A 16,741-nucleotide genomic window follows, 5' to 3' on the forward strand; every position below is an offset into this window, starting at 1 on the left:
TAACATTTTATGATTCTAGCAGATGTGCTTTCTATTAATTGAAAATCTTATGAAAAATGTATTTTCACGTAAATAAGCTAGTCTTTAGTGCAATCTTTTATTTTGAAATCTCAACATTCAAAACTCTTTCTGCATGAAAATACACCTTTTATATGCTGCTCTCATGCTGTAAAATTGCAAAAAATGTTACGTAACATCTCTATTATTTGGCATCTGCAACAATTGTAGCTTTAATAATTGCATCTGGATCCATAACAGGTTCACCACGCTTGATTTTATCAATATTTTCCATCCCTTTAAGCACCTGTCCCCATATGGAATATTGACGATCAAGCCAAGGAGCATCTGCGAGACAAATAAAAAACTGCGAATTAGCGGAATTTGGATTCTGGCTACGTGCCATAGAAACTGTACCACGTTTATGAGGAAGATTTGAAAACTCTGCTTTTAAGTCAGGTTTATCTGAACCACCCATACCAACACGTGATAAATTAAATTTTTCACCATTTTTTTTGCCAAACTGCACATCACCAGTTTGAGCCATGAAATCGTCAATAACACGATGGAAGACAACATCATCGTATGCGCCCTCACGCACAAGTTCTTTGATACGTATAACATGGGCGGGAGCTAAATCAGCAAAAAGCTCAATTACTACTTTTCCTTTTGTTGTTTCAAGAATTAAAGTATTTTCCGGATTTTTATGCTCGACCATAGTGTTATTCCTTTATTTCTACTTTCACTTTTTTCTCAACTTGCAAATAGGCAGCATAAATAACATCAGGGTCTGTTACAGACCCATTATTGTCTACGGTTCCTTTTTTAATTTTATCAACAAATTCCATTCCTTTTACAACTTCTCCAACAACAGTGTACTGACTGTTTAAGAAAGTAGCATCCTCAAAACAAATAAAAAATTGAGAATTTGCTGAATGTAGATCTTGCGAACGAGCCATACCAACAGTAGCACGCTTAAAAGGTTGTTTTGAAAATTCTGCCGGTAAATTAGAATAGTTTGAACCACCCTTACCAACATTTTTGAGATCAAAATCAACACTATCTTTTTTTCCAAATTTTACATCACCAGTCTGTGCCATAAAACCGGGAATAACGCGATGAAATACAACATTATTATAAGCACCTTCTTCTGTTAATTTCTTAATTCGAGCAACATGTTTTGGTGCAAGATCTGGACGCAGTTGAATAATGACATCACCATTTTTAAGAGATAAAACAAGAATATTATGATCATCTGCAGCAGCACTAAATGAAAATAAGTAAAAAATACATGTTAAAACAGTAAAAACTCTAAAAAACACAATCATTCTTTCCTTTAAAATTTAAATTTTGAGTACAAAGCTTGTGCAACATTTTGAGGAACAAAAGGCGTAACATCTCCCCCCATAGTGGCAATTTGACGCACCAATGTAGAGCTTATCATACGGCTAGAAATACTTGTTGGTAAAAAAATTGTTCGCAACTCAGGAGCCATTACTTCATTCATTCCCGCCATCTGCATTTCATAATCAAAATCAGTACCATCACGCAATCCACGAATAAGAAACGAAGCACCAATTTCACGCGCTTTCTCAATGAGGAGATTATCAAATGAAATAACTTGTAATCGATCGGAACCTATATTCAATAAATCTTTTCTCACTTGCGTAATTAAAGCAGCACGTTCTTCAAAACTAAAAAATGGCTTTTTTGTAGCTTGTATACCAATAGCCACCACTACTTTATCAGTAAAAATTAAACTACTTTGCAAAATATCAAGGTGACCATTTGTAATAGGATCAAAAGATCCTGCATAAAGAGCAATTTTCATCTATTTTTTCCGATAATCCCAGAGTTATTTATCTTAATTAACATCAACCATACCAGAATGTTTTTCACTGTCATCATCTAGTTTGTTTGCGTCATCCTCAGGATCAGAAATACGCTCAACCGATACAACTTTTTCACCTTTTGCTGTATTGAAAATTGTTACCCCTTTTGTAGAACGACCAGCTATACGAATACCCTCAATGGGTACTCGAATAAGTTGTCCTCCATCTGAAACCAGCATAATTTGATCTTGCGCTTTAACCGGAAAAGCTGCTACTAATTTACCAATTTCAGTAGCTTTAGTTGGATCAGTTGCACGAATTCCTTTTCCACCACGCCCTGAAATACGAAATTCATAAGAAGAAGATCGCTTTCCATATCCAAACTCGCTAACTGTTAAGAGCATTTGTTCACGAGAAGCAAGCTCTGCATAACGCTCATCTGTTAGTTCTGTTTCTATTTCCTCTTCATCTTCATCAACAATTACAACATCTTCCGCATCTGCCCCAGCAACACGTCGCTCATTAATTGCACGTTTAATATAAGCAGAACGCTCGACTGATGTTGCCTCAACATGCTCTAATATAGTCATAGAAATAACCTTATCACCATCAACCATATTGATACCACGTACCCCTACTGAATTACGCCCCATAAAAACACGAACATCAATGACTGGAAAACGAATACATTGTCCATTGGCTGTTGTCAGAACAACGTCATCACGCTCTGTACAAGTTTCTACAGATAGAATTTCATCCTCGTCATCAAGTTTCATAGCAATTTTACCATTACGATTTACCTGAATAAAATCCGATAATTTATTGCGGCGTACTGTTCCACGAGTTGTTGCAAACATAACATCTAATTTACTCCAACTTGCTTCATCTTCTGGCAATGGCATAATTGTTGTTACACGCTCTTTCTCCTGTAAAGGAAGCATATTGACTAAAGCGCGCCCACGCGACTGGGGTGTACCAATAGGTAAACGCCAAACTTTTTCTTTATAAACAATCCCACGTGATGAAAAGAAAAGAACAGATGTATGTGTATTACTTACAAACAAACGGGTTACAAAATCCTCGTCCTTTGTGGACATACCAGAACGCCCTTTACCCCCACGACGCTGAGCACGATATGTACTGAGAGGTACACGTTTAATATAACCACTATGACTAACCGTTACCACCATATCCTCCGGCACAATTAGATCTTCATTGTCCATCTCAGCATTACCAAAACCAAAGATAGTACGTCGGGGAGTTACAAATTCCTTGCGAAGAGTGCTTAGTTCGTCCTTAACAATGCCCATAATCCGCAAACGTGATGCCAAGACATCAAGATAATCTGTAATATCTACCCCAATTTTATTTAATTCATCAGCAATTTCATCACGTCCAAGTGCAGTGAGCCTTTGTAAACGTAACTCCAGAATAGCTCTAGCTTGTTCTTCAGATAAATTATATGTGTTATCCTCATGGATAATATGACGAGGATCATCAATGAGCTTAATTAAAGATGCCACATCAGCAGCCAACCAACGCCGCTCCATTAACTGTATACGGGCTGTCTGAGGATCAGGTGCCGTACGAATTAATGCTATAATTTCATCAATATTAGCAACAGCAATAGCAAGACCAACTAAAACATGCGCACGCTCACGTGCCTTACGCAAAAGATATTTTGTGCGCCGACTAACCACCTCTTCGCGAAAAGAAACAAAAGCACGAAGCATATCAAGCAACGTCATTTGCTCAGGCTTTCCCCCATTCAACGCAACCATATTACAACCAAAAGAAGTTTGTAATGGCGTATAGCGATACAGTTGATTCAAAACAATATCTGCAACAGCTTCCCTCTTAAGTTCAATAACAACCCGATACCCATCACGGTCAGACTCATCACGTAGATCAGAGATTCCTTCGATGCGCTTATCACGTACTAATTCAGCTATCTTCTCAATCATCGTTGCTTTATTAATCTGATAAGGGATTTCGCTTACAATAATTGCCTGTCGGTTATTGCGAATTTCTTCAATATCAACCTTAGCACGCATAATAATTGAACCACGTCCTGTTTCATAAGCTGAGCGAATACCTGAACGACCGAGAATAATACCACCCGTAGGAAAATCCGGACCAGGAATAATTTCAATTATTTCATCAAGCGTTATAGTAGGATTGTCAATTAAGGCAATACATCCATCAATAACTTCACCAAGATTATGTGGGGGAATATTGGTGGCCATTCCTACAGCAATCCCACCTGATCCATTAACTAAAAGATTAGGAAAACGTGCCGGTAAAACCATAGGTTCACGCTCACGTCCATCGTAATTATCTTGAAAATCAACTGTCTCTTTATCGATATCAGCTAAAAGTTCTTCTGCAACTTTTTCTAAACGACACTCTGTATAACGCATTGCCGCAGGAGGATCACCATCAACCGATCCGAAATTTCCCTGTCCATCAATCAATGGATTTCGTAAGGAAAAATCCTGTGCCATACGCACCAATGCATCGTAAATTGAAGCATCACCATGAGGATGAAACTTCCCCATAACTTCCCCAACAACACCTGCTGACTTACGGTAAGATTTATTAAAAGAAAGACCCATTTCATTCATTGCATAAAGAATACGTCGATGAACAGGCTTAAGACCATCGCGCACATCAGGCAATGCACGCGATACAATAACGCTCATCGCATAATCGAGATAAGAGCGTTGCATTTCTTCAATAATACTAACTGGCTCAATACCGGTCAGCACATCATATTCTGATTGTGTAGTAAGATCGGTCACAACTTCAATACTTTCAAAAAAGAATCATTTTGATCTTTTATATCGAAAAAAATTGTAAAATGCTAATCTCCCTCTTTACAAAGAGTAAAAATTTAACGATAATTTTCAATATGTTATTTGCTTTTATTAAAAATCGTAATCGTATATGAAATAAATAGATCGTTCTCTCCTCAATAAAAAGTAAAATAAATAGCTACGTAGATACATCCTCCATTTTATTTTAACCATTATCTTAATGATAAAATAAACGAATACTTCCGAAATAGAATATCGCTATAAGATTATCAAAAAGGAATATCATCGTCCAATTGCTGTGAAAAATTCCCTTTTAATTGATTATTCTTTTGATCAAAATCATCTTTTTGATCAAAATTACTGCTGGACTGATTTGCATTGGATATTTGTTCTCCACTTCCTAGCCCACGACTATCAAGCATTTGTAATTCACCACGGTATTTTTGTAAAACAACCTCTGTTGTATAACGATCATTTCCGTTTTGATCTTGCCATTTACGTGTCTGCAGCTGACCTTCAATATAAATTTTACTTCCTTTTTTTAAATATTGCTCAACAACTTTAATCAGATTTTCATTAAAGATAACGATATTATGCCATTCTGTTCGCTCTTTACGCTCATTTGTATTGCGATCCCGCCAACTCTCTGAAGTAGCAATACGTAAATTTGCTACCTGATCACCAAAATTTAAACGGCGAATTTCAGGGTCCGCACCAAGATTACCAATTAACATAACTTTATTAAGGCTCCCAGCCATTGTATAAACTCCACAAATTTAAACCATTTCCATTATAGCAAAAGCTAACAATAACGTATAGTTTATTCCACATAAAAAATAAAAAACCACTATCTTAACTTTATCATTTACCCGAATTTGCATTCTTTCCTAGATGCAGCAATTGAACACATTGTAATTTTCAAAAAATAATCTTATTTCATATATTCATGACTTAATTTTTGTTCATATACGCTGAAGGTTGACATGTCTCATCAAAAATATATCTCTATTCGCGGCGCACGTGAACATAACCTAAAAAATATTGATCTTGATCTCCCACGTGATAAACTCATCGTCATAACGGGTCTTTCTGGTTCAGGAAAATCATCTTTAGCTTTTGATACAATTTATGCTGAAGGCCAACGTCGTTATGTTGAAAGCCTTTCCGCTTATGCACGCCAATTTTTAGAAATGATGCATAAACCAGATGTCGATCAAATAGATGGACTTTCCCCTGCTATCTCCATTGAGCAGAAAACAACCACCCGCACTCCTCGTTCAACAGTTGGGACTGTCACTGAAATCTACGATTATATGCGCCTACTCTTTGCTCGTATTGGTACTCCGTATTCGCCTGTTACGGGTCTCCCAATTGAGAGCCAAACAGTGAGTCAAATAGTTGACCAAATTATGACACTTCCAGAAGGTACTCGAATTTTTATTATGGCACCTTTAGTTAGAGGAAGAAAAGGTGAATATAAAAAAGAACTAACAGAACTTTTAAGAAAAGGATTTCAACGTGCAAAAGTTGATGGGAAATTTTATGAAATAGCTGATGTCCCTCCTCTTAATAAAAAATATAAACATGATATAGATGTAGTAGTAGACCGCATTATCGTACGTAATGATATCACTGCTAGACTAGCTAATAGTATAGAAACTTGCTTACAACTAGCAGATGGACTTGTAATTGCTGAAATGACAGATCAACCTTTAACAGCAAAGGAGACTGTAAAAGGATCTTTCAATAAATCAACAAATGAAAGCCACAAACGACTCATTTTTTCAGAAAAGTTTGCTTGTCCTATATCTGGTTTCTCAATCCCTGAAATTGAACCACGCTTGTTTTCATTCAACAATCCTTTTGGAGCTTGCCCTACTTGTGATGGACTTGGTACAAAAAAAGTAATTGATCCGGTAAGAATCATACCAAATGAAAATCTTACTTTAAAAGCTGGAGCTATTGCTCCGTGGTCCAAATCGTCCTTATCTTATCATCATCAAACTTTAGAAGCATTAGGAAAAGTTTATGGATTTAAGCTCACAGATAAATGGTATAGGCTCTCAAATGAAGCACAACACGCTATTTTATATGGAACAAAAAAAGAGATCTCCTTTTTCTATAAAGATGGTGTACATTCTTACACTACAAAAAAAATCTTTGAAGGTGTTATTCCAAACATGGAGCGGCGATGGAAAGAAACAGATTCTACACGTTTTCGTGAAGAAATTGAACCTTACATATCTTCTTCACTCTGCCCAACCTGTAATGGTTACCGTTTAAAACCGGAAGCACTTTCTATCAAAATTCATGGAATGCATATCGGGCAAGTATCAGAACTTTCCATTTTAAAAGCAAGTCATTGGTTTTCCAATGTCCATCAATATCTCAATGAAAAACAGCGTAATATATCAGCACGAATTTTAAAAGAAATCTGCGAGCGCTTAACATTTTTGAATCGTGTGGGCCTCGAATATCTTACCTTATCCAGAGCTTCAAGCACACTTTCAGGTGGAGAAAGTCAGCGTATTCGACTAGCATCGCAGATTGGTTCTGGTCTCACAGGAGTCTTATACGTATTAGATGAACCATCCATTGGTTTACATCAACGTGATAATGAACGTCTTTTAAAAACGCTATGCCATCTACGTGATCTTGGAAATACAATTATTGTTGTTGAGCATGACGAAGATGCTATTCTCACTGCAGACTATATTGTCGATATCGGTCCTGCTGCAGGCGTTCATGGTGGACAAATCATAGCTCAAGGACCACCACAAAAAATTATGGACAATCCATCTTCACTTACAGGGCAATATCTCTCAGGAAAAATAACAATTAATTTTCCTGCTCAACGACGCAAAATATCAAAATCAAAAACACTTAAAGTAATTGGAGCCAGAGGTAATAATTTGAAAAATATCAGTGTAAATATTCCTCTTGGAACTTTTACTTGCATAACTGGTGTTTCTGGTGGAGGAAAATCAACATTTCTTATTGAAACCCTCTTCAAAGCTGCAGCGCGTCATATCATGGGAAGCCATCAAATCCCAGCAAGCTACGATAAAATTGAAGGATTAGAGTTTCTTAATAAGGTGATTGATATCAACCAATCACCTATTGGACGTACTCCACGTTCGAACCCAGCAACTTATACTGGCATTTTCACTCAAATTCGAGATTGGTTCGCAGAACTTCCAGAATCAAAAGCTCGCGGTTATCAATCTGGACGTTTCTCATTTAATGTTAAAGGAGGACGTTGTGAAGCATGTCAAGGAGATGGTGTTATCAAAATCGAAATGCATTTCTTACCTGATGTCTATGTTACTTGTGATGTATGCCAAGGAAAACGTTATAATAGAGAAACACTTGAAGTGAAATTTAAAGGCAAGTCTATTGCTGATATACTTGATATGACAGTTGAAAAAGCAGAAGAATTTTTTCAAGCTATTCCTACTATTCATAACAAAATAGGAGTCCTCGTTAAAGCTGGTCTTGGTTATATTAAAATCGGGCAACAAGCCACAACGCTTTCTGGTGGTGAAGCCCAGCGCGTAAAACTCGCTAAAGAACTTTCACGCAAAACGACTGGTCGTACACTTTACGTTTTAGATGAACCAACAACCGGTTTACATTTTCACGATATTTCCAAGCTTCTTGAAGTGCTCCATAACCTCGTCGAACAAGGTAATACAGTTATAGTTATTGAACATAATCTTGAAGTTATAAAAACAGCTGACTGGATTATTGACCTGGGACCGGAAGGTGGAGATAATGGTGGTGAAATTGTTGCTGTCGGTCGTCCTGAAGACATTATTAATGTCCCCTCCTCTTATACTGGTAAATTTTTAAAAGAACTCTTGCTACGTCAACCTTTACATAATTTAAAATCTTAAAATAGATCACAAATACCTAATAAAGCACTATAAAAAGTAACGCCTTAATTTATATTATTATTGCCTTTTATAAATTTTATAATTTTTTATCCTATAAAATAATAATGCTATATTCTATATTGCATTATTTTTGATTTTTTCGTGAAGAAAGTGCTTTTTTGAAATATCTTATTATCGTAATCGTAAATAGTATAATGGTATATATAAACTTATAAAATAAAATCGTTGGAGATAATTTCAATATGAAAAAAATTGAAGCCATCATAAAACCTTTTAAGCTTGATGCAGTAAAAGAAGCACTTCAAGAAATTGGTCTACAAGGTATCACAATAACAGAGGCAAAAGGTTTTGGTTGCCAAAAAGAACAGACAGAGCTTTACCGGGGTGCAAAATATGTTATTGATTTTTTACCTAAAGTCAAAGTTGAAGTTGTTGTTACTGATGAAATTCTAGAGAAAGCAATTGAAGCAATTCGTAAAGCAGCTCAAACAAAACAAATAGGAGATGGAAAAATATTTGTTTTACCTATCGATGATGTTATTCGTATTCGCACTGGTGAAACCGGTATTGGCGCTCTTTAAATATCTATAATTTTTATCTTTTCTATTCACCCAATTCAATAAGGAAATTGAATATGACTACCGCTTCAAACATTCTTAAACAAATTATAGATAATGATATACGCTTCGTTGATTTACGTTTTACCGACCCAAAAGGCAAATTGCATCATGTTACAATGGATATTGCTGAAATTTGCGAAGATACATTCATCGATGGTATTATGTTTGATGGTTCTTCAATTGCTGGTTGGAAAACAATCAATGAATCGGACATGGTCTTGATGCCCGATGCAGAAACAGCTTATATTGATCCTTTTTTTGCTCAATCAACTTTGACTATATTATGTGATATACTTGATCCTGTTTCAGGAGAGTTCTATCATAGAGATCCACGTTCTATTGCTAAAAGAGCTGAAGCTTATATGAAATCTTTAGGAATCGGTGATACAATCTATGTAGGACCGGAGGCGGAATTTTTTATATTTGATGACGTACGCTATAAAACTGATCCTTATAATACAGGTTTTAAACTCGACTCAAGTGAAAATCCATCAAATGATGATACTGAATATGAAATGGGCAATCTTGGTCATCGCCCACGTATGGGAGGTGGTTATTTTCCAGTCCCTCCTATCGATTCTTGCCAAGATATACGTTCTGAAATGCTTACTGCATTAAAAAATATGGGGGTACATGTTGAAAAACATCATCATGAAGTAGCAGCAGCTCAGCATGAATTAGGTATTCGGTTTGATACGCTGGTTCGTGAAGCTGATAAAATGCAAATTTTTAAATATGCTGTGCATCAAATTGCTAATAGTTATGGAAAAACAGCAACCTTTATGCCAAAACCAATTCTAGGAGATAATGGTTCAGGCATGCATGTTCACATATCAATTTGGAAAGATAAACAACCAATATTTGCAGGTGATGAATATGCTGGACTATCAGAAACCTGTTTATTTTTTATTGGTGGTATTATCAAGCATGCAAAAGCACTCAATGCCTTCACAAACCCATCAACTAATTCTTACAAACGCTTAGTTCCTGGGTATGAAGCACCTGTTCTTCTTGCCTATTCTGCACGCAATCGTTCTGCAGCATGCCGTATTCCATTTGGTGCTTCGCCACATTCAAAACGTGTAGAAATTCGTTTTCCGGATCCAGCGTCGAATCCATATTTTGCATTTTCAGCCCTTATTATGGCTGGTCTTGATGGTATAAAGAATAAGATTCATCCTGGCCCAGCTATGGATAAAGATCTTTATGATCTTCCCCCCAAAGAGCTCAAAAACATTCCTACAGTTTCCAGAAGCCTACGTGAAGCACTTGAGTTTCTTGATAAAGACCGTGATTTTCTTAAATCTGGAGATGTTTTTGACGATGACCAAATTAATTCCTTTATTGAATTAAAACTGAAAGAAGTTCTGCGTTATGAAATTACCCCTCATCCTGTTGAATTTGACATGTATTATTCTGTTTAATGTACATAAAAGTTTTGTTTGATTTTCATGGGATGCCTGCCTCAGCTATAATTAGACGATTATTCTTATATCAAATAGATTTTTTTAGAATGTGTTTATTAGGAAGCAAATAATATAGATCATTTTGAGATTGGTGATGAGAAAATTATTATTACGAGCTTAGGCGATTTTTGGGAAATTATGGTTGGCTTATTTTTGTATTTTGAAGTTTAATAAGATGTTTCTATATTTTTTTTTGTTTCAGACATGAATTTATGGTGATTATCGAAAGGATTGTAGGTTCCGTACTTTTTTTGCCACTGTATAGGATCAATAAAATTGCTGGACCAAAGGCCGATTTTATTTTTATAGGCGTTTTGTTCAGCGCTTAGATATGTTGTTGGGATGGGGTATTTATTGTTTTTTGATATTATCAGCATACCTTCTGCAAGTCCTATTTCTGCTAAATCGATTCCTTGAACAAAACACTGAGCATAGAGGGTTTCTTTTTCTATAGCAGTTTGCTTACAAGATAAGTTATGTCCTAAAGTTTTGGTAACCAGCCACGCTGTTGTGACAGCTCCACATGGCCATTCTTGGTTATTTAATTTTGCTTTTTGACGGGGGCACATGTATCTACACCATATAAGTGAATATTTCGGATGATAGGTTTATGTTCAGAGTTTTCAGGAGGGGTTATTAATTTGAATGTGACACCACTGGTAACAGATGCTATACCATTAAACATATTTTCATAATTGTTTGAAGCACTATTAATCCAATTGAGATCTAGTTTATTCTCTTCTAATTCTTTTTGAATATTCGCTTCATAGTGCTTATTTTGTTCGAGATACATATTCATTGTATGTTGGTTTTCTTGCATTTTTAATGGTTCGAGAACATCTAAATTTGTTTTGTTCTGATTTTGGCTTATTATCCATATTCCTATAGAACAGACAATATAGAGAACAATAATCGGTTTAAATCGCATTTGCTCAATCCTTATTGTTTTTATGCCCTATAAATTTTTTTATGCATCTCTGCTTTTCTCCTAATTTTCAAGAGAGAGTTTCAATAGTGTTTGTTGTAAATTAAATACATTTTGCTAATAAAAACATTATTTTTGTATTTTTCATATTATCATTTTGACAGAATGAGACAACTTAAAATTGTCTATATTAAATGATAGTAAAAATGTTTCGTTTTTTAGATAGAAAATTTTGAGAATGCACAAAGTTTAATATTAAAATTTTTTAAGAGAACGAAGACAACAATCCATAGGAGTTAAGCTATGAATCTAAGACGGCAAAAATTCCTAACCTTTAGAGGAAACTATGTAATCAATCTTCTTTTTGAAGAGAGAGCAAATGATAAACAATATATCTAAGAATATTTACTATATCGCCTTTACACTACTTTTAACCGTGTTCGTTGTATTAAGTCCTGCTTATGCTGATGCTACTGCTGGCGGTATGGGGAATCTTGATACGGTTTTGCGAAATATTGTTACTATGATGACAGGTACAACAGCGAAGCTCATTGCAACCATATGTGTTGCAGCTGTGGGTATTGGTTGGATGTATGGTGTTATTGATTTACGCAAAGCAGCATATTGTGTTCTTGGTATTGGTATTGTTTTTGGTGCTTCGGCTCTTGTTAATTTATTAATGGGGACTACATCATAAATGAACGAAGATACTCTTTTTCTTGCCTGTACACGACCAGCCATGTTTGCGGGTGTTACAGTAGAAGCGATGGCGTTAAATGTCATAGCAACGTCTACTCTTTTTATCATTACAAGTAGCTTTTCAATGATCGGTCTTGGTGTTGGTTTGCACTTTATCTTACGCGAAATCACGAAACGCGACCATAACCAATTTCGTGTTCTATTTGCTTGGCTCAATACTCGAGGCAAACAAAAGAACCTGACGAGATGGGGGGGAGGATCTACATCTCCCTTACGTCTTATCCGTACTTACAAGGAGCTACAATAAAGGAGATAAATGCAGTGATGAAACGGGAATCGAAACGGGAATCTCTGCCCGAAGAATATATTCCCTATGTCCGTCATGTCAATCAACACGTGATTGCATTGGCTTCACGTTGCTTAATGACAGTAATTACTATTGAAGGTGTAAATTTTGATACTGCAGATATCAGCCAATTAAATTCTTTACATACCCAATTAAACACGCTTTTGAAGAATATAGCAGATGAACGTGTCGCTTTATATTCTCACATTATCCGTCGACGTGAAAAGATTTATCCAGAGAGCCAATTTTCTTCATCTTTTGCAACAGTCTTAGATCAACAATATAAACAAAAAATGGTTTCGCAAGATCTTTATCAAAATGATCTATTTCTTTCGGTTCTCTGGAATCCTGCAGCAGATAAAACTGAACAGCTAGCTTCTTTTTTTCACCGTTTAACACAAGCAAAGAAGATGCAATCGGAACCAGACTTTGAATCTATTCGAAAAATCGAAGAGTTAAGTCAAGATCTTATACAAGGTCTGGAATGCTATGGTGCACGACTTTTATCCACTTACGAATACAATGATATTTTATTTTCTGAGCAAAGTGAATTTCTTCATCAATTGGTGGGAGGAAGGCGTGAACGCGTACCCCTTACCTTTGGGACTATTGCCTCAACGATTTATTCAGATCGTATTATCTTCGGCAAAGAAATTATCGAAATACGTCACGAAAGCAATGAACGCTTTGTTGGTATGTTTGGCTGGAAAGAATATCCTTCTAAAACACGTCCTGGCATGACAGATGGCTTGTTGACAGCGCCCTTTGAATTTATTTTAACGCAATCCTTTGTTTTTAAAAGTAAAGCAGTCGCAAATGCTATTATGAGCCGTAAACAAAATCAAATGATTAATGTAGCGGATCGTGCCAGTTCGCAAATTGGAGCTCTTGATGAGGCCCTTGATGATTTAGAGTCCAATCGTTTTGTTTTGGGAGAACATCATCTCTCTTTAGCCGTTTTTTCTGATCGTCCACAAGAATTGGCAGAACATCTCTCCAAAGCGCGTTCATATCTTACTAATGGTGGTGCAGTTATAGCCAGAGAAGATCTAGGATTAGAAGCAGCATGGTGGGCACAACTTCCTGGAAACTTTAGCTATCGAGCACGCTCTGGAGCTATTAGCAGCAGAAATTTTGCAGCATTATCCCCCTTCCATTCATTCCCCGTTGGCAAACTAAAAGATAATGTTTGGGGCTCTGCTGTCGCTTTATTACAAACGCAAGCTGGCTCTCCTTATTATTTTAATTTTCATTGTGGTGATGTCGGGAATACTTTTATTTGCGGTCCGTCAGGATCTGGCAAAACAGTCATTGTTAATTTTCTTCTTGCACAATCGCAAAAACACAACCCAACAATAGTCTTTTTTGATAAAGACCAAGGAGCAGAGATTTTTGTTCGCGCTGGAGGTGGCAAATATAAGCCTTTGAAAAATGGTAAACCTACCGGTATTGCACCATTAAAAGGTATCGAATATACAGAAAAAAACAAACTCTTTCTTCAGCACTGGATCTTAAAGTTGGTTACCACGGACGGCCAAACAGTGACAGAACAAGAGCGACAAGATGTCGCGAGAGCGATCAATGCCTTAGAAACTCTTCCTTTAGCACAACGCTCCCTCGGTGCACTCCAACTGTTTTTTGATAATACCTCTACAGAAGGTATTGCTATACGTTTAAAACGTTGGATCAAAGGCAATCCTTTAGGGTGGGTCTTTGATAATGATCACGATGATCTCAATTTAGATGCTCAATTCATAGGTTATGACATGACCGATTTCTTAGATAATGAAGAAATTCGTCGCCCTTTGATGATGTATCTGTTTAACCGTATTCTCGATCTTATCGATGGTCGGCGTATCATTATTGTTATTGATGAATTCTGGAAGGCCCTTGAAGATGATTCATTTAAAGCTTTTACTCAAGATCGTCTTAAAACAATTCGTAAACAAAATGGCATGATGCTCTTTGCAACACAAAGCCCCAGAGATGCTTTGAATTCAACAATCGCTCATACAATCATTGAACAATGCCCCACCCAAATATTTTTTCCAAATCAAAAAGCTAATTACAATGATTATGTTGAAAACTTTAAATTAACTGAACGTGAATTTGAACTAATCCAATCAGAATTAAGCAGAGAATCTCGCCGCTTTCTTATTAAACAAGGTCAAAATTCTGTTGTTGCAGAACTCAACTTACGTGGAATGGATAATGAAATTGCTGTCTTAAGTGGAACAACCAGAAATATCGAACTCGTGAATCAAATTATAAGTGAACACGGAACAAATCCCAATGTATGGCTACCTATATTTTATCGAAGGAGACACACTCAATGAACCCATTGTATCTGATTAAACTTTTATCATTATGCTCTACCTCTCTTTTATCATTATGTTCTATCTCTTATGCAGCATCGTCAACAGATCCTGAGGCATATTATCAAAATGTCATACAAGATTCATCAGGATCAGAAATCTCAGATTTAGAAACAGCTAAATCTGCTTATGCTTCGGCAATTGCAAATCAAGAAAAGATTAAAGAAATAAATGAGAAATTATCCTCACAGACGCTTAAGGCAGAAGAGAAAGAAGCTCTTCAAACGCAGTTGGCTATTCTTCAAGCTAATCTTCAAGCGGATATTCTAAGACTTCAAGCTTCTGTCATTATAAAATCCGAAAGTGCTCAATCAAAAGAACAAGAACGTGAAAAAGAACAACAGAAAAATCATGAAGCTGTTCAAAAAACACTTCAAGAGCAGTTGGATCAAGCTAAAACTAAGCTCAAGTTATAAATTGACTCCAATTAGTACAAAAGAAAAAAGGAAAGCTCTTCAAATGTAGTTTGCTAGTTTTCAAATGAAAACTCTAATACAGGCTGACTTTATTATTCAATGGGAATACTCAATCACAAGAAGAGCCTGAAGAGATGCAAGAAAGATGATAAACTCATATTTATCAAACATTAAAGGCAAAATTAGAACAAGATAAAACTAATGTCAGATTTTACCAAGATAAAAGTAATGTCAGATTTTTCATTTACTCCGTTTGAAAATGTTTCTTCGTATATTTTAACACCACTCAACAATGTAGTGGATACAACAGTCAGTAGCTTGTCTTCTGCTATTGCAGCGCCATTAAATCTTGCTGCAATCATTTTTATATTTTTATATGGCTATAATGTTATGACTGGCCACGTCGCCCTTTCAATGCATAGTCTCCTTAATAATGTCATTAAAATCGTTGTTGTGACAACAATGGCAACAAATGCAGATGTATTTAATATTTACATCAAAGATATATTTTTCGGTAATTTAGCCAATGCTATTGGGAATGCGTTCAATAGCAGTCCCGTCGACGCTAATGTTTTCGATTATCTCTTGTTAATTACGAATACGCGCTATCAAGAATTTCTAGGTAGAGTTGGTCTTTTTGAAAAGGTTTCGGTGGGATTGGTCGGGGTTTAATGCTTTTGGCGGTTGTCTTTTTTTGTACAGTTGGTTTTATTATCCAAATGTTTGCAAAAATTACATTAATCATGGTGATAGGTCTTGGTCCTCTTTTCATTAGTTTATATTTATTCAATGTAACTCGCAGATACGCCGATTCATGGATTTCAACATTAGTTAATTTTACAGTTTTACAAGTTCTTGTGATGATGCTTGGAACAATGATGTGCAAAATTATGCTGTATGTTTTCGATGGCTCATATACTTCAATCTATCTCTTGCTTCCTCCTGTCCTTGTAGTCTCAATAGTAGGAGTTATTCTCTTCCAATCACTTCCTACCATTGCTTCTGCACTCTCTAGTGGAGGGCCATATTATCATGCTGGAGTATCAGCAGGATCAGAAATGATCTCAATGGCTTCTGGTGCCTTGAACGTTGTTAGAGGAGGCTTTTCACTCGGTAGCAGTGCGGCAAGAGGAGCAACTGCAGGAGCTTCTCAAGCTGCACAAGCTGCACAAGCCGCACAAGCTGCTCGAATGATGGGTGGAGGTGGTCGTGGCGCATTTTAATATCAAATGTTTCTCCAACACAGCTATAGTCAGTGCCTTCACACAAAAGGTATTAGCCATACGCATAGCCGCTGAAAAGCTCTCTTCGCTTTTTCAAAAAATCAGTTCTCATGTTTTGCTCCCTGTTTCG

The 16,741-nt window shown here is 36.3% G+C and carries 12 protein-coding genes and 2 pseudogenes; 8 read left to right on the forward strand and 6 right to left on the reverse strand.

What is annotated here, in order from left to right; genetic code table 11:
• Positions 1-202: 202 nt before the first annotated feature.
• From BAR153v2_RS03500 to ssb, 5 genes are all read right to left on the reverse strand, one after another.
• A complete protein-coding gene (locus BAR153v2_RS03500; RefSeq protein ID WP_078680338.1) occupies positions 203-715 on the reverse strand; it encodes a peptidylprolyl isomerase in 513 nt (170 codons plus the stop codon).
• Between the two features lie 4 nt (positions 716-719).
• Positions 720-1,325, reverse strand: a complete 606-nt coding sequence (locus tag BAR153v2_RS03505; RefSeq protein WP_078680339.1) for a peptidylprolyl isomerase — start codon at positions 1,323-1,325, stop codon at positions 720-722.
• Between the two features lie 8 nt (positions 1,326-1,333).
• On the reverse strand, positions 1,334-1,828 hold the full coding sequence (gene coaD / locus BAR153v2_RS03510) for a pantetheine-phosphate adenylyltransferase (RefSeq protein ID WP_078680340.1): 495 nt from the start codon (positions 1,826-1,828) through the stop codon (positions 1,334-1,336).
• 33 nt (positions 1,829-1,861) lie between these two features.
• Positions 1,862-4,630 (reverse strand): DNA gyrase subunit A, encoded by a 2,769-nt coding sequence (gene gyrA, locus BAR153v2_RS03515; RefSeq protein WP_078680341.1) that lies wholly within the window; start codon positions 4,628-4,630, stop codon positions 1,862-1,864.
• A gap of 284 nt (positions 4,631-4,914) precedes the next feature.
• A complete protein-coding gene (gene ssb, locus BAR153v2_RS03520; RefSeq protein WP_078680342.1) occupies positions 4,915-5,403 on the reverse strand; it encodes a single-stranded DNA-binding protein in 489 nt (162 codons plus the stop codon).
• Between the two features lie 225 nt (positions 5,404-5,628).
• On the opposite strand from ssb, the gene uvrA reads away from it, so the two are divergent.
• From uvrA to glnA, 3 genes are all read left to right on the forward strand, one after another.
• On the forward strand, positions 5,629-8,541 hold the full coding sequence (gene uvrA, locus BAR153v2_RS03525; RefSeq protein ID WP_078680343.1) for an excinuclease ABC subunit UvrA: 2,913 nt from the start codon (positions 5,629-5,631) through the stop codon (positions 8,539-8,541).
• A gap of 242 nt (positions 8,542-8,783) precedes the next feature.
• Entirely contained in the window at positions 8,784-9,122 is a 339-nt protein-coding gene (locus BAR153v2_RS03530) for a P-II family nitrogen regulator (RefSeq protein WP_078680344.1), read from the forward strand.
• A gap of 53 nt (positions 9,123-9,175) precedes the next feature.
• On the forward strand, positions 9,176-10,585 hold the full coding sequence (gene glnA, locus BAR153v2_RS03535; RefSeq protein WP_078680345.1) for a type I glutamate--ammonia ligase: 1,410 nt from the start codon (positions 9,176-9,178) through the stop codon (positions 10,583-10,585).
• Between the two features lie 209 nt (positions 10,586-10,794).
• Here the strand turns inward: glnA and BAR153v2_RS03540 are convergent.
• A pseudogene (locus tag BAR153v2_RS03540) lies at positions 10,795-11,555 on the reverse strand (hypothetical protein).
• A gap of 376 nt (positions 11,556-11,931) precedes the next feature.
• Between BAR153v2_RS03540 and BAR153v2_RS03545 the strand changes: the two are divergent.
• The 5 genes and pseudogenes from BAR153v2_RS03545 (at position 11,932) to BAR153v2_RS03565 (ending at position 16,611) form a co-directional block, all read left to right on the forward strand.
• A complete protein-coding gene (locus BAR153v2_RS03545) occupies positions 11,932-12,249 on the forward strand; it encodes a TrbC/VirB2 family protein (protein WP_078680346.1) in 318 nt (105 codons plus the stop codon).
• Positions 12,250-12,558, forward strand: coding sequence for a type IV secretion system protein VirB3 (locus BAR153v2_RS03550; RefSeq protein ID WP_078680347.1), 309 nt, complete (start codon positions 12,250-12,252; stop codon positions 12,556-12,558).
• Between the two features lie 17 nt (positions 12,559-12,575).
• Positions 12,576-14,933 (forward strand): VirB4 family type IV secretion/conjugal transfer ATPase, encoded by a 2,358-nt coding sequence (locus BAR153v2_RS03555; protein ID WP_078680348.1) that lies wholly within the window; start codon positions 12,576-12,578, stop codon positions 14,931-14,933.
• Positions 14,930-15,388, forward strand: a complete 459-nt coding sequence (locus tag BAR153v2_RS03560) for a type IV secretion system protein VirB5 (protein WP_198934317.1) — start codon at positions 14,930-14,932, stop codon at positions 15,386-15,388. Before BAR153v2_RS03555 ends, BAR153v2_RS03560 begins: the two co-directional genes overlap by 4 nt.
• Before the next feature lie 228 nt (positions 15,389-15,616).
• A pseudogene (locus BAR153v2_RS03565) lies at positions 15,617-16,611 on the forward strand (type IV secretion system protein).
• The last annotated feature ends 130 nt before the right edge of the window (positions 16,612-16,741 follow it).

Origin of the sequence: Bartonella sp. AR 15-3 (genome assembly GCF_002022445.1) — a bacterium.
Taxonomy (GTDB): Bacteria; Pseudomonadota; Alphaproteobacteria; order Rhizobiales; family Rhizobiaceae; genus Bartonella.

Bases quoted from the DNA above. Each gene is read 5' to 3' on its own strand.
- BAR153v2_RS03560 (WP_198934317.1), top strand. From the start codon at position 14,930: ATGAACCCATTGTATCTGATTAAACTTTTATCATTATGCTCTACCTCT.
- BAR153v2_RS03530 (WP_078680344.1), top strand. From the start codon at position 8,784: ATGAAAAAAATTGAAGCCATCATAAAACCTTTTAAGCTTGATGCAGTA.
- uvrA (WP_078680343.1), top strand. From the start codon at position 5,629: ATGTCTCATCAAAAATATATCTCTATTCGCGGCGCACGTGAACATAAC.
- BAR153v2_RS03555 (WP_078680348.1), top strand. From the start codon at position 12,576: ATGAAACGGGAATCGAAACGGGAATCTCTGCCCGAAGAATATATTCCC.
- BAR153v2_RS03505 (WP_078680339.1), bottom strand. From the start codon at position 1,325: ATGATTGTGTTTTTTAGAGTTTTTACTGTTTTAACATGTATTTTTTAC.
- glnA (WP_078680345.1), top strand. From the start codon at position 9,176: ATGACTACCGCTTCAAACATTCTTAAACAAATTATAGATAATGATATA.
- coaD (WP_078680340.1), bottom strand. From the start codon at position 1,828: ATGAAAATTGCTCTTTATGCAGGATCTTTTGATCCTATTACAAATGGT.
- BAR153v2_RS03550 (WP_078680347.1), top strand. From the start codon at position 12,250: ATGAACGAAGATACTCTTTTTCTTGCCTGTACACGACCAGCCATGTTT.
- BAR153v2_RS03545 (WP_078680346.1), top strand. From the start codon at position 11,932: ATGATAAACAATATATCTAAGAATATTTACTATATCGCCTTTACACTA.
- ssb (WP_078680342.1), bottom strand. From the start codon at position 5,403: ATGGCTGGGAGCCTTAATAAAGTTATGTTAATTGGTAATCTTGGTGCG.
- BAR153v2_RS03500 (WP_078680338.1), bottom strand. From the start codon at position 715: ATGGTCGAGCATAAAAATCCGGAAAATACTTTAATTCTTGAAACAACA.